This is a genomic window from Brasilonema sp. UFV-L1 (assembly GCF_012912105.1).
Taxonomy (GTDB): domain Bacteria; phylum Cyanobacteriota; class Cyanobacteriia; order Cyanobacteriales; family Nostocaceae; genus Brasilonema.
The window spans coordinates 24,544-46,858 of the sequence record NZ_QMEA01000038.1 but is presented as its reverse complement, the minus strand read 5'-3'; the positions used below and the strand labels follow the sequence as shown (position 1 = coordinate 46,858).

General features: G+C 41.8%; 18 protein-coding genes and 1 pseudogene. 9 read left to right on the top strand and 10 right to left on the bottom strand.

The window, feature by feature from the left end:
- The 3 genes and pseudogenes from DP117_RS13300 to DP117_RS13290 all read right to left on the bottom strand — a co-directional run.
- A pseudogene (locus DP117_RS13300) lies at positions 1 to 1,841 on the bottom strand (ribosome assembly protein 4); the annotation flags it as partial.
- Positions 1,842 to 2,500: 659 nt separating this feature from the next.
- Positions 2,501 to 3,850, bottom strand: a complete 1,350-nt coding sequence (locus DP117_RS13295; protein WP_169218780.1) for an AAA family ATPase — start codon at positions 3,848 to 3,850, stop codon at positions 2,501 to 2,503.
- 112 nt (positions 3,851 to 3,962) lie between these two features.
- A complete protein-coding gene (locus tag DP117_RS13290; RefSeq protein WP_169218784.1) occupies positions 3,963 to 4,637 on the bottom strand; it encodes a Uma2 family endonuclease in 675 nt (224 codons plus the stop codon).
- Between the two features lie 214 nt (positions 4,638 to 4,851).
- Between DP117_RS13290 and bchI the strand changes: the two genes are divergently transcribed.
- Together bchI and DP117_RS13280 are read left to right on the top strand one after the other, a co-directional pair.
- Entirely contained in the window at positions 4,852 to 5,973 is a 1,122-nt protein-coding gene (bchI, locus tag DP117_RS13285) for a magnesium chelatase ATPase subunit I (RefSeq protein ID WP_169218779.1), read from the top strand.
- Between the two features lie 149 nt (positions 5,974 to 6,122).
- Positions 6,123 to 6,419, top strand: a complete 297-nt coding sequence (locus tag DP117_RS13280) for a hypothetical protein (RefSeq protein ID WP_169218778.1) — start codon at positions 6,123 to 6,125, stop codon at positions 6,417 to 6,419.
- A 100-nt stretch (positions 6,420 to 6,519) separates the two neighbouring features.
- On the opposite strand, the gene DP117_RS13275 is transcribed toward DP117_RS13280, so the two are convergent.
- Entirely contained in the window at positions 6,520 to 7,071 is a 552-nt protein-coding gene (locus DP117_RS13275) for a Uma2 family endonuclease (protein WP_169218777.1), read from the bottom strand.
- A 216-nt stretch (positions 7,072 to 7,287) separates the two neighbouring features.
- Here DP117_RS13275 and thrC point away from each other — a divergent pair, with 216 nt between their 5' ends.
- The 3 genes from thrC (at position 7,288) to DP117_RS13260 (ending at position 9,811) form a co-directional block, all read left to right on the top strand.
- Positions 7,288 to 8,592, top strand: a complete 1,305-nt coding sequence (gene thrC / locus DP117_RS13270) for a threonine synthase (protein WP_169218783.1) — start codon at positions 7,288 to 7,290, stop codon at positions 8,590 to 8,592.
- A gap of 84 nt (positions 8,593 to 8,676) precedes the next feature.
- Positions 8,677 to 8,952 carry a MoaD/ThiS family protein gene (locus DP117_RS13265; RefSeq protein ID WP_169218776.1) on the top strand — a complete coding sequence of 92 codons (276 nt, stop codon included), beginning with the start codon at positions 8,677 to 8,679 and terminating at the stop codon, positions 8,950 to 8,952.
- Between the two features lie 211 nt (positions 8,953 to 9,163).
- Positions 9,164 to 9,811: a DUF2996 domain-containing protein gene (locus DP117_RS13260; RefSeq protein ID WP_169218775.1), complete on the top strand. Its 648-nt coding sequence runs from the start codon at positions 9,164 to 9,166 to the stop codon at positions 9,809 to 9,811.
- Here DP117_RS13260 and DP117_RS13255 read toward each other — a convergent pair.
- Positions 9,808 to 10,314, bottom strand: coding sequence for a TM2 domain-containing protein (locus DP117_RS13255; RefSeq protein ID WP_169218774.1), 507 nt, complete (start codon positions 10,312 to 10,314; stop codon positions 9,808 to 9,810). The two genes, DP117_RS13260 and DP117_RS13255, sit on opposite strands and share 4 nt — an antisense overlap.
- A gap of 537 nt (positions 10,315 to 10,851) precedes the next feature.
- Between DP117_RS13255 and acsF the strand changes: the two genes are divergently transcribed.
- Together acsF and DP117_RS13245 are read left to right on the top strand one after the other, a co-directional pair.
- Entirely contained in the window at positions 10,852 to 11,928 is a 1,077-nt protein-coding gene (acsF, locus tag DP117_RS13250) for a magnesium-protoporphyrin IX monomethyl ester (oxidative) cyclase (RefSeq protein WP_169218773.1), read from the top strand.
- Between the two features lie 78 nt (positions 11,929 to 12,006).
- Positions 12,007 to 12,693, top strand: coding sequence for a hypothetical protein (locus tag DP117_RS13245; RefSeq protein WP_169218772.1), 687 nt, complete (start codon positions 12,007 to 12,009; stop codon positions 12,691 to 12,693).
- Positions 12,694 to 12,726: 33 nt separating this feature from the next.
- Here DP117_RS13245 and DP117_RS13240 read toward each other — a convergent pair whose 3' ends face one another.
- Positions 12,727 to 13,278, bottom strand: coding sequence for a response regulator (locus DP117_RS13240; RefSeq protein ID WP_169218771.1), 552 nt, complete (start codon positions 13,276 to 13,278; stop codon positions 12,727 to 12,729).
- Positions 13,279 to 14,183: 905 nt separating this feature from the next.
- Between DP117_RS13240 and DP117_RS13235 the strand changes: the two genes are divergently transcribed.
- On the top strand, positions 14,184 to 14,498 hold the full coding sequence (locus DP117_RS13235; RefSeq protein WP_169218770.1) for a BMC domain-containing protein: 315 nt from the start codon (positions 14,184 to 14,186) through the stop codon (positions 14,496 to 14,498).
- Between the two features lie 96 nt (positions 14,499 to 14,594).
- On the opposite strand, the gene DP117_RS13230 is transcribed toward DP117_RS13235, so the two are convergent.
- The 4 genes from DP117_RS13230 to DP117_RS13215 all read right to left on the bottom strand — a co-directional run bounded on the left by DP117_RS13230 (position 14,595) and on the right by DP117_RS13215 (position 21,208).
- Positions 14,595 to 15,632: a polysaccharide deacetylase family protein gene (locus DP117_RS13230; RefSeq protein ID WP_169218769.1), complete on the bottom strand. Its 1,038-nt coding sequence runs from the start codon at positions 15,630 to 15,632 to the stop codon at positions 14,595 to 14,597.
- Positions 15,629 to 17,281 carry a glycosyltransferase gene (locus DP117_RS13225; protein ID WP_169218768.1) on the bottom strand — a complete coding sequence of 551 codons (1,653 nt, stop codon included), beginning with the start codon at positions 17,279 to 17,281 and terminating at the stop codon, positions 15,629 to 15,631. Before DP117_RS13225 ends, DP117_RS13230 begins: the two co-directional genes overlap by 4 nt.
- 79 nt (positions 17,282 to 17,360) lie before the next feature.
- On the bottom strand, positions 17,361 to 19,154 hold the full coding sequence (locus DP117_RS13220; protein WP_169218767.1) for an ABC transporter ATP-binding protein: 1,794 nt from the start codon (positions 19,152 to 19,154) through the stop codon (positions 17,361 to 17,363).
- Positions 19,155 to 20,086: 932 nt separating this feature from the next.
- The gene (locus tag DP117_RS13215) at positions 20,087 to 21,208 is read right to left on the bottom strand and encodes an AI-2E family transporter (protein WP_169218782.1); all 1,122 of its coding nucleotides are present in this window, start codon (positions 21,206 to 21,208) and stop codon (positions 20,087 to 20,089) included.
- Between the two features lie 396 nt (positions 21,209 to 21,604).
- Between DP117_RS13215 and DP117_RS13210 the strand changes: the two genes are divergently transcribed.
- Positions 21,605 to 22,273 (top strand): DUF1614 domain-containing protein, encoded by a 669-nt coding sequence (locus tag DP117_RS13210; protein ID WP_169218766.1) that lies wholly within the window; start codon positions 21,605 to 21,607, stop codon positions 22,271 to 22,273.
- The last annotated feature ends 42 nt before the right edge of the window (positions 22,274 to 22,315 follow it).

Genomic DNA, 22,315 nt, shown 5'->3' with positions numbered 1-22,315 from the left:
GAGACAGCTCCCCCTCTCCCCATTTCCCGCAACGCCTCTGTCATCTGCCATCCCAACTCATCCGCCCAGTTCGTGTAAACTCGTATCGGCACAACCAAATTATCTTGAATGCCGATCGCCTTCTTTTTCAAAGCTGGTACAATTCCCGCATTAACCAGAGAACTTTTACCAACACCGGATTGTCCATAAATAACAATTAATTTATAATCAAGACGACCGACGCGTTCAATCAAACGTTCTACATCAAGTAAACGACCAGATGCGCTAATTTCTGGCGAGATATTTTCCTGTAGAGACGTTGCATCCGAAAGTTCTACAATTTTGGAGAAATTTACCTGTCGTGTTGCTTGTAATCTCCCAGCACCAATAAACGCCCGTAAGCCAAATTGCTGTTCAACAGAAAGTCTTTCTTGTTTAATTTTAAAAGCTTCGAGATATTGCTTTTCTTTTAAATATAAGCTTCGTAAATTTATTAAAAGACTAAGATAAAGTTGTGGTTTAGAGTCAATAACACCTATTTTGATTGCTGTTTTTAAAAAACTTATAGCAGCTTGCTCTTCGCCTAAGTTTTGTTCTGCTTTCGCTAAAATAAACAAAAATTCCTGGCGATTAGAAATCGCGGCTACACAAACGAAGTCCGCCTGCGCGGACTCATTAGCCTGCGGAGGCAGGCTTTGTCTGTGTAGCGCCAGACTTCTAGTCTGAGCGCTATTTACTTCTAACGCCTTTTGCGCTAAAGTTTTCGCATCTTGCCATTTTTGATTTGCTAAAGCAGCTTCAGCTAAAAACCCATAATCCTGAGATATCTTGAGCGAATCTCCTTCAGCTTCATGAACGACTAAAGCACGTTCTGCTAAGTTTTTCAACTGCTCAAAGTCTTGTAAATCACGTAATATTTTGCCAAATTTCTCAAGTGAATGAGCAACTAAATCAGGACGTTGAGTAGCTTCTAAAATTTGGAGAGATTGCTGAAGGTAATTTCTTGTTTCTTGCCAATCAGAATCATCTGTGTTCTCACGTTGTAGAGACGTTGCATGCAACGTCTCTACAGTCTGAGGAGAATTTGTTTCTTGTTGTCTCGCTTTTTCGTAATAACATAAAGTAATATCACTCAAGACTTTACCTTGCCAGACTAAATCATTCACTTGCTGCCAAAAAGCCAAACTTTTTTGATAGTATTCCAGAGCATTATCTAGATGATTATCCACATATTCTGTGACTCCCAACAAATATTCAATTCTCGCTTTCACTTCTGGTTCTAAAACATATCCCGAATTTTGCAAATCTTGCCAAGCTAATTTAATCTCTGAATATTTTTCTAATGTCAGGCTAGAATCACCAATCAAAAATTGCTCAGCTGTTTCTTGCAGAAACTTTATCAATTCATTGGGAGCAATCGCAAAATTTCTCGTCGTTCCCCAACTTTCCAAATCAGGGGCAAACTGCATAAACCGCTTGTGAACTTCATCATCAATCCACAACACTACAGGAAAAGGAAAATGATTGCGAAACTCCTCTCGTACCTGATTTGCACTAATCAGCATTTGGTCAAGATTCCGTACTGATTCTAAACCTAAAATCATCAAAGCTTGCACATTATCCTTTAATTCTTCCCGAATTGCAGTATAGAGACTCCTTGCAGATTCCTTCAGAACCAAGACGCGAATTTTTGCTTGACAAATGTCACGTAATCGTTGTAGGAGATGCGATCGCGAACTAGCATAATTACACCGTGCCAAAATCAGCTTAAACTGTCCAACAGAAGCATCAATCGCCCAAGCCAGTTGTTGTAGCGATCGCTCATTGTTAAAATCGACATCTTCTAATTTGTCATTATTCATTAGTCATTAGTCCTTAGACTCGTTCCCAGGTTCTACTCTACGGTGGTGGTGTACAAGTCATCGAATGATCCAAAACTCCCTGGGAACCTCACCCTGCCCTGTCGGGCATCCCTCTCCTTAGCAAGGAGAGGGAAAGATTTTCGCGAAGCGAAAAGCGAGGGTGAGGTTTTGAGGGCTTCGCTGTGTACATCCTAAGTCCTCTTGTCCCCCTTACTGCAACTCCCGCGCCTGTGCCAAAATCGGATTAACTTCAAACCAAGACTCTGGGAACCTCACCCTGCCCTGTCGGGCATCCCTCTCCTTAGCAAGGAGAGGGAAAGATTTTCGCGAAGCGAAAAGCGAGGGTGAGGTTTTGAGGGCTTCGCTGTGTACACCCTAAGTCCCCTTGTCCCCCTTACTGCAACTCCCGCGCCTGTGCCAAAATCGGATTAACCTCAAACCAAGACTCTGGGAACCTCACCCTGCCCTGTCGGGCATCCCTCTCCTTGCTATAGACGCTTTGCGGTGAGACAGCGCTGCAGGAGGGTTTCCCTCCGTAGGCGACTGCGAATCCGAAGGGCTTCCCGCAGGGTAGGAGAGGGAAAGATTTTAGCGAAGCGAAAAGCGAGGGTGAGGTTTTGAGCACTTCGGTGTGTACACCCTAAGTCCCCTTGTCCCCCTTACTGCAACTCCCGCGCTTGTGCCAAAATCGGATTAACTTCAAACCAAGACTCACCGCGATCGCGATATTCAAAAACAAACCGACTGCGAATCAGCTTTTGATATCCTTGATCATCACTGACTTTTTTCGTTTCCTTCACACGACGTAACAATCCCCACTCATCATCAGAAATCGGTAAAACCATTTCATTTCGACGAGCACGAATTACAGTATCCAAAGTATCACGCGTTAAAGGAAGTGACATTTCCTCCATAATCCATGTATTCAGCAGCCTCAACAAGTCGCGGACATGACCGCCACTCATTCTACATAAATACTCAAGTGTCGCTTTCCGGTCAAAGATAAAAGTAATATTACTGAGACGCTGGTCTGATCGCAAGTCAGGATAAGCTCTTGCCAGTACCATTTGTTGCATCAGCATCATTCCTTCTTCATGAACACTGCCATCAGACCATTGTACAGGTACCATCGGTAACACTCTGGGGTCTTCCAAAAACCGTTGTGTGAGCGTACCATAGTCATTGGAAAACTTCAGAGATAGTGGCATTGTATACACAACATGACAATTCAACTTCGTCAAATACTCACCCTGATCCACAAACAAGTATTCCTGTTGTGGACGTCCCCAAGCCTTGGGACGATTATCAATTCTGTCAAGATTATCTACAATGACTACTAGACCTTTTTTGCCTTGCTGTTTGAGTTTGGCGATCGCAGGTTCCAGCAACTCCTTATTAATTGCATCTAAGAGCTTAATTTTTTGTGGTCCCAAATACTGATTAAGTCTTTCGCGCAGCGTCGCATCACTCTTAGCCTTAGTCGTGATTTCTCCAATTCCAAAAGCCAAAGTAAACTTTTCTTTTTCAGAACTGACACCAAAATCACCAACATTAGGAACTTTAAGTTTTACCCCAGTCACATCAGCGTTTAAAACCTTGATCGCACCTAGCAGTAATTCCTTAAGCCGACTGGGTTCTGCAAGATTGAGTTTTTCTAAACTTTGACTGACACGACGGGCGATTGCTAAAAGTACATCAGCAATATCCACATCAGTCATTTCCAAATCTTCACTAGACTCAAAATAGATAACACAAAAACCATCCGCTTCCAGTTCTAGTTGCAGCCGCCGTAATTCCGTAGATTTACCACAGCCAATGTGCCCAGTAAACAAAGTGCAAGTCGGATCATCTGGCTTAAAATATGTGATTTTCTGCTTCAGTTTGCTGATAATATCCCCACCGCGCACAGAAGAAAAATCAATATAATATTTCTTATCCTGTGTGTTGTTAATAACCAGAGTTCGGCTGGGGTCTGTTGCTTCAAAAAACTTTCGTAAATCTATTATCATAAAGCGTGTAATTTAGATTATTTATTTTTCATATCCTTGATTTCAAGAATACAAATAATTACAGCTTTGATGCTTGATTTTCCGATGATCTTAAGATGATTTCTAGACGATTTTAAAAAGAATCTGGGTCAACACCCATTGTACGTAAGCGTTCCGCCAGCAAGTGAAGACGATGTTGAGCTTGTTGAGCCTGTTCCTCTGGTGTCAGAATTCGTTCTCCTTGCTCATGATACCAATACAGCCACTCCCGCGTAATTCCTTGATAAATTCCCCGTTCCATACCAATACCTAAACCAACTTCGGGTAACCATACAGGATTCCCTTGCTGCAAGAAATAGGTGTCATTTACCAACTTATAGACTTCCAAACGTGGTTTGCGACGACGAGTTGGATGATAAACGACGTAGTACAAAACTCCTAACTTTGCATACGCATCTTTTTTGGTGGTATATTCTCCACGATAATTCTGAGAAACAACTTCCAGCATCAAAATTGGGAGTTTCTCTTCTTCCCAAAGAACATAACTCGGACGCAAATTTTCGTCAAAAAATCGCTCAACACCCAAACTCAGAAACCCATCTGGTACAATAGGCGGTTGATTTGGGTCAAAGTAAACACCCATATCAACACCAAAAAACCAGTCCATGCGGTTAGCCCACACCATAGCGAGTATGGCTTTGAGTAAACTAGGAATTAAATCTTGGAGTTCATTATCCACGGGCGTATCGTCAGAATCGGGAAGTTCCTCAGATGAGGGCAAACAGGCAAAAGCATCGTACTCTAACATAAACCAATGAGTTAATAGTGATTTCCTCATTCCCGATCATATCCCTCCCCACCTCCCCACCTCCCCACTCGCTACGCTAACAAATTCAAAATTCGCTCATTAAAGAATCTTTTTTTGAACTTTGAATTTTGAACTTTGAATTCCCCCGGAGGGGGTCTCCCCACGTGTGGCACAATAAAGACGGTAATAAGAAAAATATAGATAAGGTAATTTAGTGAGTCCTACTGCTCAAGCTACCGCTGCTGCGCGTCGCGTGGTATTTCCATTTACAGCAATTGTCGGTCAAGAAGAAATGAAACTGGCTTTGCTGTTGAACGTGATTGACCCTAAAATTGGTGGTGTGATGATTATGGGCGATCGCGGTACCGGAAAATCCACAACTATCAGGGCGCTGGCTGATTTACTCCCAGAAATCCCCGTCGTTGCGAATGATCCCTTCAACAGCGATCCTAGCGATCCCGATTTGATGAGTGATGAAGTCCGCCAACAGCTACAGCAAGGGGTGGATATTCCCATAGTTCAGAAAAAAGTCCAAATGGTAGATTTACCACTAGGAGCAACAGAAGACCGAGTTTGTGGTACAATAGACATCGAAAAAGCATTATCAGAAGGTGTCAAAGCCTTTGAACCAGGACTTTTGGCAAAAGCCAACCGGGGTATCCTCTACGTAGATGAAGTCAACTTGCTAGATGATCACCTCGTAGACGTACTTCTAGACTCCGCCGCCAGTGGTTGGAACACTGTAGAACGAGAAGGAATTTCCATACGTCACCCAGCGCGTTTTGTTCTTGTAGGTTCTGGTAACCCAGAAGAAGGAGAGCTACGCCCCCAACTCTTAGATAGATTTGGAATGCACGCAGAAATTCATACAGTCAAAGAACCAGCCTTGCGCGTCCAAATCGTTGAGCAACGTTCAGAGTTCGACCAAAACCCACCAGAATTTCTGGAAAAATATAAACAACAGCAACAAGAACTCCAACAGAATATCATCAACGCCCAAAAGTTGTTGCCATCAGTAAAAATAGATTATGACTTGCGGGTAAAGATTTCCGAAGTTTGTTCCGAACTCGATGTTGATGGTTTACGCGGAGACATTGTAACTAACCGCGCCGCCAAAGCAATAACCGCATATGAAGGACGTACTGAGGTTACAGTTGATGACATCCGCCGCGTGATGACTTTATGTCTGCGCCACAGACTACGGAAAGATCCTCTAGAGTCAATTGATTCTGGATATAAAGTAGATAAAGCCTTTAGCCGCGTCTTTGGTGTAGAGACATCACAAGAAACAACACAAGCAAACGGTACAGCACAAAAACTAGGAGTTAGAAATTAAGAATTCAGAATCCAAAATGTAGAAGCCAGGAGATAGAATTCAGCATTCCCTCCTGACTCCTGACTCGGTGACTCCTGACTCCTGACTCGGTGATTCCTGACTCCTGATTCCTGACTCGGTGACTCCTGACTTCTTACTCAGCACTAATTATGAGATTTTGGCACTTTTGGCTCAATAGCTTTGTTTTATCCAGTCAATACAATCCGCCTCGGTTTGTAGAGATGCTGATGGTATTGTTAGCAATAATAATGCTGATTATTTGGAACTTTACGCTAGATACACCTTATATGATACTTGGGTGGAGCTTTGTGATTGGAGCGTCTATTTCTATCTTAGTACGAGAAGCGATTGCTCCTTCACCCGATATACGAATTAATCAATTAGCAGCATTTTTCTTTCTTAGCATCAGTCTCTATGGCTTTGTTTACGTATTTCAAAATCTTTGAGGATTCGCCATTCACATTTGCTGACTCTTGACTTTTGACTACTTGTTTGCTATGTTTTTTTCTCTCCTGACTCCTGACTTCTGACTCCTGACTTTTTGTACTAATTTAATAATCGTTGCACTAAGACCTTAATTTCTGGAAACGCAAGAGGACTAATTTCCCCCTCACTCAGGGTGACTTCATCGCTATAGTTTTCATCAATAGGATTGCGTAAAACTTTGAGGAGGCGATTCTTCAAATCTACAACCCAATATTCTTTAATCCCAGCATATGCGTAAGTCTTTCTCTTCGCATCTAAATCTTTACTCAAGCTAGTGTTTGAATATTCAATAACCCAAAAAATATTTTCTGGGTATGGGTGACGAGTACGATACACTGCCCTTAATGGTTGAACAATTGCTAAATCAGGTTCTGGTTCCGAATTGATTTCGGGTATTGTAATTGGTTTTGCATCACGCACCAGTGCTTTTTCACCAAGTAGCGATCGCAGATAATCCCCAGCATCTGTACTGATCTGTGCGTGTTCGGGACCTTCAGGGGACATTTCAACGATTTCTCCATTCAACAGTTCAACCTGACGACCAGAAAGAAGACCGACTTCAATCATCCGATGATAATCGTCAAGCGTCCATTTGGCTGTGGTGAGAGTCATCCTTAAATGCCAGCTTGCTTGGGAACTTTATTTACATTCTATAACTTTAGACAGTTTTTTTTGCTCAGGACTTTATCCAACTGTAACAGGCAATCGCCAAAGATATTGAAAGACAATCTTTCCAAAATACCCGATAAAAAAAGTCGGGTATGTTTGACTCGTGTTTTTGCTCGTGGTAACATCAATGCTCAGTTGACGGACATCCAGGGAAGACTTATGACACAGGCGAAAACTACCCACACCCAAGCCACCACTGCCGCTTTTAAAGCCTTAAAGTGTAAAGAATGTGGCGCGGAGTACGAACTCAAGGCTCTTCATGTGTGCGAGTTCTGCTTTGGTCCATTGGAAGTAACCTACGACTATAGTGCCCTACGCTCTACAGTCACCCGTGAAACAATTCAAGCGGGACCAAACTCCATCTGGCGCTATCGTAAGTTTTTGCCTGTCGCAAGTGACAACCCCATTGATGTAGGAACTGGTATGACTCCGTTGGTTCGTTCCCATCGCTTGGCACGTCGCCTTGGTTTAAATAAGCTCTATATTAAAAACGATGCCGTCAACATGCCTACGCTCAGCTTCAAAGATCGGGTGGTATCAGTTGCACTTACCCGCGCACGCGAGTTAGGTTTCACAACAGTTTCTTGCGCTAGCACAGGTAACCTCGCAAATTCAACTGCTGCGATCGCCGCACATGCTGGTTTAGACTGTTGCGTCTTCATTCCTGCTGATTTAGAAGCTGGAAAAGTTTTAGGTAGCCTTGTTTACAGTCCAACCCTCATGGCTGTTAAAGGTAATTACGACCAAGTTAACCGCCTCTGTTCTGAAGTTGCTAATACACATGGTTGGGGTTTTGTCAATATAAACTTGCGTCCTTACTACTCAGAAGGTTCAAAGACATTGGGTTTTGAAGTGGCCGAACAACTGGGCTGGGAGCTACCCGACCACATTGTTGCACCCTTAGCATCTGGTTCGCTATACACAAAAATCTACAAAGGCTTCCAAGAATTTGTAGAAGTTGGTTTAGTGGAAGGCAAGAGTGTTAGATTCAGTGGCGCACAAGCAGAAGGGTGTTCACCGATAGCCCAAGCTTACAAAGAAGAACGCGACTTTATCAAGCCAGTCAAACCCAACACCATTGCCAAGTCTCTTGCAATTGGTAACCCAGCAGATGGTGTCTACGCTGTAGAACTCGCTAAAAAAACAGGTGGTCATATTGAATCAGTGACCGATACTGAAATTATCGAAGGTATTAAGCTCTTGGCAGAAACAGAAGGCATTTTTACAGAAACCGCAGGTGGAACAACTATTGCTGTGCTGAAGAAGTTAGCAGAAGCTGGTAAGATTAACCCAGATGAAACCACCGTGGTATATATTACCGGAAACGGCTTGAAAACCCAAGAAGCGATACAAGGTTACATTGGCGAACCTCTGACAATCGAGGCAAAACTCGATAGCTTTGAACGAGCGCTAGAGCGTTCCCAGACATTAGATCGCCTAGAATGGCAGCAAGTCTTGGTTTAGTCATTAGTTATTTGTCGTTTGTCATCAGTAAGAACAAAGGACAAACGACAACTCTTCACTCCCAATTCACAAGTCTCCGAATTTATGACTGTAAAAGTTTTAGTTCCTACTGCTCTGCAAAAATTCACCAATGACCAAGCCACCTTAGAATGTAAAGGTGATACGGTTGCAGAACTATTTGACTCTCTAGAAGCAAACTGTCCTGGAATTAAGTCGCGCTTGTGCGATGAGGCTGGACAACCACGTCGGTTTTTGAATTTCTACGTAAACAGTGAAGATATTCGCTTTTTGGATGGAACCGAAACACCATTAAATGATGGTGATGAAGTCAGCATTGTACCAGCAGTGGCTGGAGGCTAGTAGAATTCAACATTCAAAATTCAAAAGAAAGAATACTTTTGAATTGATTTGTCCTCAAAAGGCAAGGTTTTGGTTGCTTTAAAAAGCGATCTGCGCTCCGCGCAGCAGCGAAGCTATCGCTGTCGGGAGATGCACGTGGCTGTGTCAAAATGAAAGTGACTGAACCATGCTTGTGAGCTCTTAAACGCAAGACAAAGGATAAACCTGAGCAATGGCAGAAGAAACAAATCACAATGAAGCTAGGGAAGTTGCTCCCAGCACTGTAGATAAGCAGGCTCCCAGTGTCGCTGAAGAACACGCTCCCAGTACAGACTCACCCGAAGCGACAGATATTCCTTCTGCAAATGCGCCAGATCCCAAAGCGGCGAATCCAGAAGAGAATCCAAATGCAGCCAAAGCACCCAAAGGCGAGAAACCAGCAGGGGCAGCCAAAGCAACCGCAGGGGAAAAGCCAGCCGCTAAAGCAGCAAAAAAAGAGAAAGCCCCGGCTTTGGAAGATAAGCCATTTGCAGAGTTTATCCAGCAAGATTATTTGCCAGCTGTGCAAAAGGCGATCGCCAAAGAAGGAGTCCAAGATTTAGCGCTGAATTTCGCTAAGCAAAAAATTTCCATCGTTGGTTTTGACAAGTCTGACGAATGCTGGCAAATTATCGGCTGTTGGCAGAATGGATTGCGTCAATTCAACCTGTACTTTACCGAAGAAGATATCCAAGCGAAAAAGGCTTTTTCCTGTCATGAAGGCAAAAAGCCTAGTACTCTTGAGTCATTCTTAATCGATGAACGCAAAGTCACTCTTGACTTACTAGTTTATGGACTCGTACAGCGCTTGAATGGTCAAAAGTGGCTGGGGAGAAATTAGTTCAATTCGTGAAAATCATAGGTGACGGCTCCGGTGACCGGATCGTTACCTATTCTAACGTAACCTGTTTTCAGCATCTCCTTAAAAACAGCCTCGACCTCCGCAAAGCTAGCACCTGTGTCCATAACTGCTTGAGTCACAGTCAACTGTCCACCTCTTTTTTCTGCTGCTTTGAGCAATTCCATCATCAGTTTTTCCTGAGGAGAGCGAAAAACTTGAGCAGCAACAGCCGGTTGATTCAAAGGAACACCCAAAGGCGATAAACCGGCTTTTGCTCTGAGTCTCATTTGGTGTTCATCTACCATGTTGGGGATAACGAACAAGTCTACAAACTGCCCTATCCCTAGCACACCACCAGTTAACAACCAAACTATACCTGTCCCTATCTTGCCGTTATATAAACGGTGGAGTCCTCCCAAGCCAACAAACCAGGCTGCACTCAAGATGTAGGAGACAAGAAGACGTTCTTGATTATCTTTATTATTATTATTTTCTGCTTTCATCTCGTTTCTTTCCCCTCTCATTCATTCTTAATTCCCCAATAACTTTCTCTTCTGTTTTTTTCGTGTCAGGATAGGCAGTTAGAGTTTTCTAAATTTTCATAACCACCACGACTGAGCAAACCAGCGCACCAACAAGCTGAGTGTGATTGGACAGTTCTCATCCATGACAATAACTAAGATTATAGTAATTCTACTGAAAAGATAAATGTTACATTTTTTACAAATTAAATCAGGCTGGCATATATTTACAGTATGATTGATTTGTGCTTACCCTACCTCACCTAGTGGATTCACCCAACTGGATGATTTGAGTTCGCATGGGCATTTACTACAGGCTACACATCCTCAATTGAGGATTTCCAAAAAAATTGCAGTGTTGTTGCAACTCTTAACGTTTGTTGTGTTTGTTGTCGCCCTACACCTTGGTAGACTGAACAGTACGAATAAAATACTGTCGTCATATTGTGCCTTAATAAAAGTATTACTGTTGACTTTTGCAGGCACTCAAGATAATAAGACACTCGTGGCAATCAAGACATGGTAGATTCCCTAAAAAAACCAGGCTTTGAAGAAATGCGGTCCGGGATTAAAGTTCCGGCAAAAGAAACCCTACTGACACCCCGATTCTACACGACCGACTTTGATGAGATGGCACGGATGGACATCTCGCCAAATGAAGACGAATTGAAAGCCATTTTGGAAGAGTTTCGTGCAGATTACAACCGCCATCACTTTGTTCGGGATGCCGAGTTTGAACAATCCTGGGATCATATTGACGGGGATACTCGCCGATTGTTCGTTGAATTTCTAGAACGTTCTTGTACGGCAGAGTTTTCTGGCTTTTTGCTGTATAAAGAACTCGGTCGCCGCTTGAAGGACAAAAGTCCTGTTTTAGCAGAATGTTTCACCCTCATGTCTCGGGATGAAGCACGTCATGCTGGCTTCTTGAACAAAGCGCTGTCGGACTTTAATCTGGCGCTGGATTTAGGGTTTTTGACGAAAAGCCGCCAATACACCTTCTTTAAGCCGAAATTCATCTTTTACGCAACTTATTTGTCAGAAAAAATTGGTTATTGGCGATATATCACAATTTATCGTCATTTAGAGGCACATCCAGAAGACCGAGTTTATCCAATTTTCCGTTGGTTTGAAAACTGGTGTCAGGATGAAAACCGTCACGGGGATTTCTTTGATGCGATCATGAGGTCCCAGCCCCAAATGTTAAATGATTGGAAGGCACGGTTGTGGAGTCGGTTCTTTTTATTGTCGGTGTTCGCGACAATGTACCTCAACGATGTCCAGCGCAAAGACTTCTATGCATCAATTGGTTTAGATGCAAGAGAATATGACATCTACGTGATTGAAAAGACCAATGAAACCGCAGGACGTGTGTTCCCAGTGATACTGGATGTTGAGCATCCGGAGTTTTATCAGCGATTAGAAGTTTGTGTGAAGAATAACGAGAAGTTAACGGCGATCGCTAACTCAAAGACTCCTAAATTCCTACAATTCTTCCAAAAGCTACCTTATTACATCTCCAACGCTTGGCAAATTTCACGGTTGTACTTCATCAAACCAATTGATGCTACAGCAATTCAAGCAACTGTTCACTAAGTTATAAGATTTGCTAAAACTTAAGTGGTTCTGTATGATACAGAGCCACTTTTTTATGAACAGCAGAGGCGCAAAGGAATGAGAGGGCGGTTAGCTTTATGCTTTGGAGTAGGTATGAATTTGATTTTGACGGCTACTCCTGGTTTATGTGATACGCCTTCAAAAAGTGCCCAGGATTTAGATTTAAGCCCGGAAATTATTAAAAATAGTCCAGTTTTGCAGCGTTGGCAGCGTCAAGTGCCTAATGTCTTGGAAGATATCAAAAATGACCCTAGTTTTCCCACCAAAGTACGGTTGGGTTATTCTTACTTTTCTTCTAAGCAAGCATTTGGGCTAAATATTAGTGTACAGGATATCTTTATTGGTCGTAGTGGTTTAACGTTAAGTGGTGAGTATCAAGCAGCGTTCAATGGTCAGCGTGAGGTTTATGGTGCAGACTTGCATTATTATCTGCGTCCTTTAGGTAGCTACATCAATATCGCACCTGTGGTAGGCTATCGTCACCTGGAAATAAATAGCGATTCCACAGATGGAGTGAGTCTAGGTGCAAAACTGTTGTTAGTGTTGTCTCGTGGTGGTGCTGCAGATATTTCTTTAACACAGAGTTGGATTGCTTTGGGTACAGGAGAAGAAGTTGGTTTCACGACTATATCATTCAGTTATGCCCTGACTCGTCATCTACGTATATCTACAGAAATACAGCAGCAAAATACCAGACAGGATAAAGATACTCGCTTAGGTATGAATGTGGAGTGGATACCCTAAAGCAGGCTTACTTGTATCATGCATTCTGTTTTTCTAATGGTATCGATTCATAAATCCAACTTCTTTAGCTTTATTGAGTTTGTAACTCTTATTCCATTGACAGCCCCGACAATGAAACCTAATTTTGTTGAGTGATTCCCACTCAATAAAGGATAGTTTTTCAGTGCGACAAATAGGACAAATATCGTATTGAGCAATTAAAGCAAGCTTGGAAACAACTTCAACTAACTCATCAGGATCAAATGGCTTAACTAACCTTGTGGAGAATCCTGCATCAAGAGCAAGAGTACCTACTTCCTCAGAAGCTAGTGCAGTCAAAGCGATCGCCGGAATCTGGCTGACTTTAAGAGCAAGGTTTCTAACTTTGTGAATAAAGGAAAAACCATCCTCACCAGGCATAGCAATATCGCTAATCAGAATATTCGGCTTTAACCGCGTAATTGCTTCAAGGCCTTCAGTTGCTGATGTAACCGTAATCACTTGAGTATTGTACTCTTCAAAAATAATCTTTATCAAATCAAGATTATCAGTATCGTCATCAACAACCAGTACCCGCAACCCATCTAAGAATTGTGGAGTGTTCATACGCTTAAATTCTATTCTTAATACGCTTGCCTATGTTGGGACGCTAACTTCACTTATAAACTTATGACTTTATATATATTTTCATAAGATTTTATTAATTTAGTTAGATTGTTTTTAATTATTCTCTATTAAGCTGGCTCAATCTATCTATCGACAGGATGATGAAAATAAAAAGGTAAGAAAAGTTAATGAAGAAGAATTCAGCAAGTCCTGATTCAGAATTCAGCAATCTTTTGGATGGGGTTTGGGACCCCAACCAATTGTAGACAACGCCAGATACCTACGGAGGGAGACCCTCCTGCAGTACTGGCTCCCGTGAAGACGGTGGGGTTGCGCGACCCCTAGAGTCATCCGCATCTCTGAGTACCGCTCGTTCATTCTGACCGGAGGCGGAGCGGCTGGTGGCTCCGCTCCTGACTCCTGACCGGAGGCGGAGCTTTCCTTGCTCCGCTCCTGACTTCTTTTGATAAAATCTTAAGATTGTAGCTATCAAGTAGCCAAGACTTACGCAGCATCTGCCACAAACCTAGTTTTTTCATTCGTATTTAGTTGCGCAACAGACGATTTTTGCTCTTAAGGCACTTGCCTTGAAATAAAATACCAGCAGATCATTCCTAGATCCCTTGTTACCAACCCGTCAACCCGAAATACGGCTGGTATTTTATTTTTACGGTCTCCCCTAACCGGGTTTGTTTGCGTAAATCCTGGTGACTGAGATCTTGCACCATTCTCAACAAGACCAAAAAACCGGGTTTCTTAACGAAAAATCAAGGTTTCTAGATTGTATGAGTTGCAAGAAACCCGGTTTTTGAAGCTGGTGCAAGATCTGAGGTGAAGAGTTTTAAATTCTAAGTGCTTGCTTGTACAATAAAGATTGCCAATCCTTCATCAAGGGGTGTAAAACCGTGCCAATTGCAGTTGGAGTCATTGAAACCCAGGGTTTTTCTGCTGTGCTAGCAGCAGCAGATGCAATGGTAAAAGCTGCTGCAGTCACCATTGTCTATTATGGGCAAGCGGAAAGTGCTCGCTTGATAGTCGCTGTTCGGGGACAAACTGCTGAGGTAGAAAGAGCTGTTGAAGCTGGTATAGAAGCTGGTAATACTCAATCTAATGGTGGTAAGGTTATTACCCACTACATTGTGCCTAATCCGCCTGAGAATGTGGAAAGTGTTTTGCCAATTCATTTCACGACAAAATCAGAACCGTTCCGAGTCATGTAAAGAGTTGAACGGCAGCAAGTTTAAAACAGAACGACCGGGATAGCCCATTTTCCCGGTCACTAAGTAGATAACTACCTCGACATCTCAATGCACCGTTCAGTTTGCTCTCCACTCAAACAACTGTTTGGCGAACTCTTCTCCATCCCAATCCTCAACAACAACGCGAGGTAATTTCAGGCGATCGCACTTTCGCCGCACAGTACCAGCATAAGTCGTGCAAGCACTCGTAAATCCGGCTTCCTGCACCAAAGCTGTTGTTTCCTCAGAATAATTGCCGTGAGGATAAGCAAAACTCACCACTGGTTGTCCTACAATTTCTTCAAGATCAGTTTTGTTGTCTTGAATTTCCTGCCTTTGTCTGGCGATCGCTAAGAAAGATAAAAATGGATGTGTCACAGAATGAGCGCCAATTTCAATAAGTCCACCTTTCGCTAAAGCAGACACTTCCTCTAAATTTGCAATACGGTACTCAGGGCGTAGTGTTGGAACAGAACCAGCCCACGCCAGCAGTTCATCCATGACTTTTTGTCGTACTTCTGGAAGCAAAGGCGATAGTAGCCAGTAAAGTTCATAGAAAAGAGCATGACGAGGAGTGGGGTGATCTTCCCTCGACGCCTTCCAGCTGCGATATTGTTGGAACTGCTCTTCGTTGTAATGAGCTGCTGTACCTAATTCCCACCGATGGATTGTACCGTTAATTTCTAAACAAAGAACTTCTGGTAAAGAACCAGGTTCCAGCAATAACCTATTAAGTTCATCCCACCACAAATCACGTTTTTGCTCTATATATCCACTAGTCAAAAACATCGTGGCAGGAATATCGTAACGCTCTAACAATGGTTTGGCAGTATATAAATTATCTGTGTAACCATCATCAAAAGTGACTGCTATCTGCCAATGAGGACTCTTTCCTTGTTGTAATGTCTGGTTGAATTGTTGTAACGAAACAACTTTGCCAAACTTGCGTAAGACTTCCATTTGTTCGGCAAAGTGGCGGGGACTGACGCAAATTGACCAGGGATCAGATTTTACTTCAGTAATACGGTGATACATCAAAATTAGACCCCCTGGTGCTAAACGTGCGCGCAAGCGTTTAGCAACTCGCCGCAATTTACTTACTCCAGGTATTTTCATGGTGTCTGTGGCTTGACTGCTCTGATAGTAATCGTGACTTGATAATTGGGATCGTGGTAATCTAATTCTTCTTGACGCAGTTCTTCTGTTGCTAACCCATACAGAAAAGCAGCAGCAACTAGCACATTTCCGTGAGTCTCTATCTGGAGATTTTCGCTTGGGAAGGACTCTTCAAATAAACGCTGTATTGACAGAGCTGTAAAACTCCAACACCAGTAATGAGACCACTGATGATCACCAATATGACTAATGCCCGGAACTGTAACTAGGGCAACTCCTCCAGGCTTCAGAATGCGGTAAACTGTCTTCAGTGTCGCCCGGACATCGTAAATCAGCTGTATTGTATGGGTCAAAATAAAGCAGTCAAAGCTATCTGATGGAATATTGTCGCCAGAGGCAAGATCCCCAATAATAGTTGCCTTGGGATTGCCTTTTGTCACATGAAGTACATCGCTTTGAGTGATGCGTTGAACGAAGTCCTTACCACAAACACCACCACCAAACCGCCTTGTATAGCCATCATCACCAACCTCCAAGACACGCCCACGAATATCATCTTGACAACGAGCTAGAAAGTTTTCAATATAGTAGCGGTCAACAGGCTGACCTCTCTCATAGCCAAAGTTTTGGCTCATGGGGATAACCCGCCGCAAACTACCAAAGTCCACTGCCCCCGTTGGAGGGATATATTTATCACCCTGTAATTGCGTTCCCACAAAGCGGTGAACCAAACCAGGTAATCTTTTGTGTCCTATTTGCTTGAGTTTGTTTTTCATTCGCAACAAGAAGTATAAGAAGGGATAGCGATATGGAAATATAGCCTTGTGCAGTGCCTTCCAAAGTTCAGCATCTTTCACTTGCTGTGTAGTAATGTACTGCTGTACCCAATTTAAATAAATCTGATGCGCACGATTCGGTTTTGAAGGATGATACTCTCCTTTTTGCATTGCTTTAGAGCAACTAGATTCTGAGTGTTGGCGATACCGATCCCAGCAACTACTATCTACAAATACAGGGACGTGCAAGCAAATTTTTGCTAGCAACACTTGATCCTCAAACATATATTGAATACTGTCATCGAATCCTCCTACAGCTTCCATAACCTCCCGTCGCACCAGTACTCCGCAGGTACAAGGTACGATCTCACCCGTTTTTAAAAATTCTGTGAGCAAGCTTGGTGGATGAAACAAAGTGTTCGGCTCAACCCCAAGTGGTCTCATACTGTCACGTTGGTAATCTTCTGGTTTGCCTGTCCAACTGTACCAATGTTGAGTTGGTCCGTAGACCATACCAGTCTCAGGTTGAGATTCCAAAATTGCCACCTGATGTTCTAGTTTTTGTGGCAAAAAGATATCATCGGCATCTAGAAAAGCAATATACTTGCCTTTTGCCTTGCTGACTCCCAAGTTGCGGGAAGTACTCTTACCGCAATTTTGGTGACCATCATGCTCAAAATAATACACCTTTTTTGGATACAAAGAAACATACTCCTGAGCAATTGCAGTACTCCTATCAGTGGAACCATCATCTATTAACAATAACTCCCAATTTTCATAAGATTGGATGATGACACTTTCTATCGCTTCTTGGATGAATTTTTCAGTATTTAAAAAGGGAGTAATGATAGAGACTAGAGGTTGATTGTTCATGATTTTCTATACCCTGAATATGAAGAAAATTTCTTTGTTCTAAACATTTAACAGTTATTAGTGATCATTGTGTACTGATTTAAACTTGTGTACTACCAGATTGCAGATGATAGAGCTTAGCAAATAATCCATTAAGTTTAAGTAAATATTGAAGATGACCTTGTTCTACAATCCGTCCTTCTTGCAGTACAATAATTTGGTCTGCTTGCTCAATCGTAGATAAACGGTGGGCAATCACAATGACAGTACGATTCTGACTAAAGGAATTGAGAGCTTCCTGAATTAAATTTTCAGAAAGACTATCCAAAGCATTCGTTGCTTCATCAAGAATCAAAATCTCTGGTTCGCGAACCATAGCACGAGCTAGGGCGATACGTTGCTTTTGTCCCCCAGAAAGTCGAATTCCGCGATCGCCTACTACAGTATCGTATCCTTCGGGTAATTTACTAATAAACTCATGGGCATTCGCTTTTTTGGCGGCGGCAATAATTTCGGATTTTGTTGCATCCAAGCGACCATAAGCGATATTTTCTCCTATCGTTGTATTGAATATATAAATATCCTGACTGACAATAGCAATTCGACTACGCCAGGAAGGCAAATTCAACTTTCTAAGAGGCAAATTATCAACACAAATTTCTCCCTTTGTTATCTCATGAAAGCGGCAAATCAACCCAATCAGTGTAGACTTACCTGCACCTGATGGTCCAACTAACGCGGTGGTTTTTCCTCGTGGAATCAAAAGTGAAATATCCTGTAGTGCAGGTTTTTCTGAAGCGGTATAGCAAAAATCAACAGATTCAAAACTGATTCCTCGCTGTAATTTTTGAAATTGGATATCGCCCGAATGAATGTAATGTTTCTCTGCTCTCTCCAAAAAGGACATAACATCCTCTAGCGCACCTAAGTAACTAATAAAATTTACACGCTCAGTATCTAACCGCCTCACGACTGGTTGGAGACGATAAAGCATAAAAATGAATGTTAGTAATGTTGGGACATCTGATTTATATTGCAGAGCGATAATCAAAATACATACTAGTAAAGCAACAGCTAAAAATTCTGATAGTGGTCCCGTAATTGAATAAAGCTTCGCCAGTTTCAAAGCGATATTACGTGAATGAATCGTTGCTTGTTCAAAACGTTTAAGTTCGTAAGATTCGTGACCAAAGGCGCGAATCTCTCTCATTCCGTAAAACCCTTCCATCACTCGATTAGCAAGGTTATTATTTGCCTGTACTGATTGCTGACCAAGCTTTTTTGCTCTGCGCGTTACATACTGTATGCTCAGTGAAATGAGTATCAAGGCAACAGTAACTAACACACTCAATTGCCAAGATGTCAACATGAGCAGAATGACAAAAACAACAACTGTGCAAAGACTGATAATAATATTAATGAAAGTAAAAATAGCGTCACAAGTTCGCCAGGTTTCAATATCTAGAGTATTCAGCAATTTACCTGATGGAGTAGAGTCTAAAAAACTATAACTCACGCTTAAAAGATGCTGAAAAATTTTGCATAGTAAACGCTGCCCAATACGCCAGTATAGTTGATAAGAAAGAAGAGTACTAATATATGCAAGACAGTTTTTTAGTAAAACCAATCCAAGCATACACAACGGTATTAGAAACAAACGTTTCTCTTGTGGGACATGAATAAATATTTGATTCAGAAAATTATCGACGAGTGAATGACTTGCTTTCTCTTGCAAGTTTGTTGTATCTAGACTTTGTAGAAAAGGTATAAACAAACTAATTCCTAATCCCTCAAACAAAGAGGAGAATATTCCTAGAATGATGATTAATGGAATTGTCCAAGGATATAATCTTAACAGTGGCAATAAAGCCTTAATTGCCTTTACTTCTTGCATTGTGTTTCCTTATGCTGTCAGGATATTGGCAGGAAATCATGATTTTTTATTAATTATTTATTAAATATTTCTTAAAGCAAGAGTTAAATCAATCGACAATGTTAAGAGATTAGATATTTAAATTTTGACACTCAGATGCTTAAAAGGTAATGTGTTTTTTGAGCTATTGACTGAGTTTCCAACTTGTGCTTACTTGCACTTCATCAAGAAACAACTTACCAACTCAATTACTAGCAACGTTCCCTCTTGCCTACGCTCCCCGCCAGAAGTCAGAATGACTTTTGTTCGACCTACTATGAAGGGTATTCAATGAGTAGAGAATTCTCAGCCACCACTCATTGCATTGTGAATACTGAACTCTTTTTGAAATTCTCATATCACATCGTTATAGATATCTCTTCTAGCATTGATTTGCGTACTTTTTTGGCTTTCGTAGTTGATTATACTTGTTGTTTCAGGATTAATCAAGCTTTTTACATGTATTAAATAATAATCAAAATTTATTGAGCTTCGTTGTTGAGAGGTAATCAATTCATCTAAAGCTCTTGGAAAATAGATGATTGAGCTAATATAGCCCCATGATTTTACTTAGCAAACCGAAGTATACTTAGTTGTATCTAAAACATATTTATTAGTCAATCTAAACTCATTGACAGAACCAATGCATATTACAAAAATGTAAGAATTCAGGAGTCAGAATTCAGGAGTCAGAAGATTTAAAGAATCAAAAAAACATTTGATAAATTAATTTACCAAATATACTGGATTCCTAGTATATTCTGACTTCTGACTCCTGGGTGCTGAATTCTTACACAAAAATTATATTTTTACGAGAAAAAAGCCTATTTATGCTAAAAGGCTTATCTGAACCGTATTGAGGGTGGAGAGAATGTCAAATTAAGAACTACAGGATTTTAGGAAGATTTAAAACATTAACGAACTGGTTGATTCTCATCATTTGGCAAATTCTCTTCAGATTTCTCTGTTTGCGGCTGATCACAAACAAGCACACACTCAGTCTCTGCATGAGATCTATGACCCCATCGATCCAAAACATCTTTAATCAACACTTCTTGCAGCCAAATTTTAGCGACAACTGTTAGGGGTAGTGCAAGAAACAAGCCCAGAACACCAAAGAATGTCACAAAAAATAACTGAGCAATTAGAGTGATAGCAGGTAATAGCGACACTTGATGCGCCATCACAATTGGGGTGATAAAGTTGCTCTCAATCTGCTGAATGACAACGTAGAGAATCAACACAGCAACAGCTTTCCAGGGAGCATCTAAAAGGGCGATCGCCATTGCTGGAACTACACTCATTATTGGACCGAGATTAGGAATCAAATTCAAAAATCCCGCCAAAATCCCTAAAGCCAGCGCTGAACGTACGCGCAAAATTGATAAGCCAATCACGCTCATGAGTCCCACAACACCTATACCAATAAAAGCACCTGTCACCCATCCTTCCAATGACACTTCGCATTTATCCAAAATGCCATCTACTCGCCGTCGATAAAATGAGGGAAACAGCCGCACAAAAACCTTTCGATAAGCTGAGGGATCTACAAGGAACATTCCAGTCAACACCAGTACCAGTAAGGTTTTGCCAAGAACTTCCAAAGAACCAGAGACTAAGGCTAAAGAACTTCCCACCGCACGATTGATAAAAGGTTGTGCTTGTTTAATCAAGCTATTTAAATCTGGTACATAGGGAGTGAGTTGGCTAGGAATGCGATTTTTAAGTTGATCCAGCCAACTATTAAACAGCTCCAATCCTTGAGGAACCTGTTTTGTGACTGCTTGAAACTCAACTGCAAAAGGCGGTACAACCAGCAAGAAGAAAAATACAACTAGCGCTATGAACAAAGTAACTGATAAGAAAACCCCAATTCCACGTTTCATTCCTGAGCGCTGGAACCTTCGAGCCAGTCGATTTAAGGTAGTTGCTAAGACAACTGCAGCAAATATCAGTAACAAAACTTCCCGAATTTGCCACAGAATATACAAAGAAAGAACTATGACAATTAAACCAATCCATTGACCTAGATTCACTACCTGACTCCTGGCTTTTAACGAGCTGCTCATTCCTCTTGCTCCAGATAGGTTAGCTGATTTTAGCAGTCACCGACTAAATATTTTTTGTTAATTGTGCTGTTGTTGAAATCGCCACAATAAAACACCTGTCACAATAACGATTGGCAAAAAAACAATTATCAGAGCATTGGCTGCTGTGGCTGGAATATGTAGATTTGGAAAAATGTACTTGATCAAGACTGAGAGTCCAGCGGAGAGAAAAAACACTTTTAAAACAAATCCAAATTGATTTTGCATAACAAGTACGGCAATTCACATCTATCTGGGGGGGAGATACGAAATAAAAAAAGACATATCATTATTTAAAATAAATGCAAGCAGAGCATATAGACAACACTCTGCTTGTAAACTGCCATGATTTACTTACCAGTATCGCTGCTGCTTTTTCTGGTGTTGTTACTGCTACTACCTTTTCTTTGGTTTGTTGTCGCAGTAGACGTGGTAGAAATTGCAGTTGCAAAATTAGGGCTTTCCCCCTCTATCGCAATTTTATTATTTGCGCTAGTGATATTGACCAGTACGATCAATATTCCTCTGTACCGCACTGAATCATCTATTGCAGTGGCAGATAGCTTTGCATCTTTGTGGGTGAGGGAGTTTTGGGGCATTCCTCTGGGGAAAGTACAGCGTTCGACTGTGATCGCTCTCAATGTGGGGGGAGGCTTGATCCCTATTGTGTTGGCACTTTATCAATTTACACAAGGAAACGCGATCGCTATTTTGCCAGTGACAGCTATTGTCACAGTTGTGAGCTACTATGCAGCGCGTGTTGTCCCTGGAATAGGCATACAAATGAATCCATTGCTGGCTCCTTTAACTGCGGCTTTATCTGCTTCTGTTTTTGCTGCAAGCCATGCGGCTCCAGTTGCCTTTGCTAGTGGCGTTCTTGGAACTTTAATTGGTGCTGACTTACTGCATCTTAAGGACATTCAAATGATGAGTTCAGGAGTCCTGAGTATTGGTGGTGCGGGTGTATTTGATGGTATCGCCTTGTGTGGTTTATTTGCTCTTTTATTAACGTGAAATAGTCATTTTTCATTTGCGAGAACAACAGGCGAATGAAGA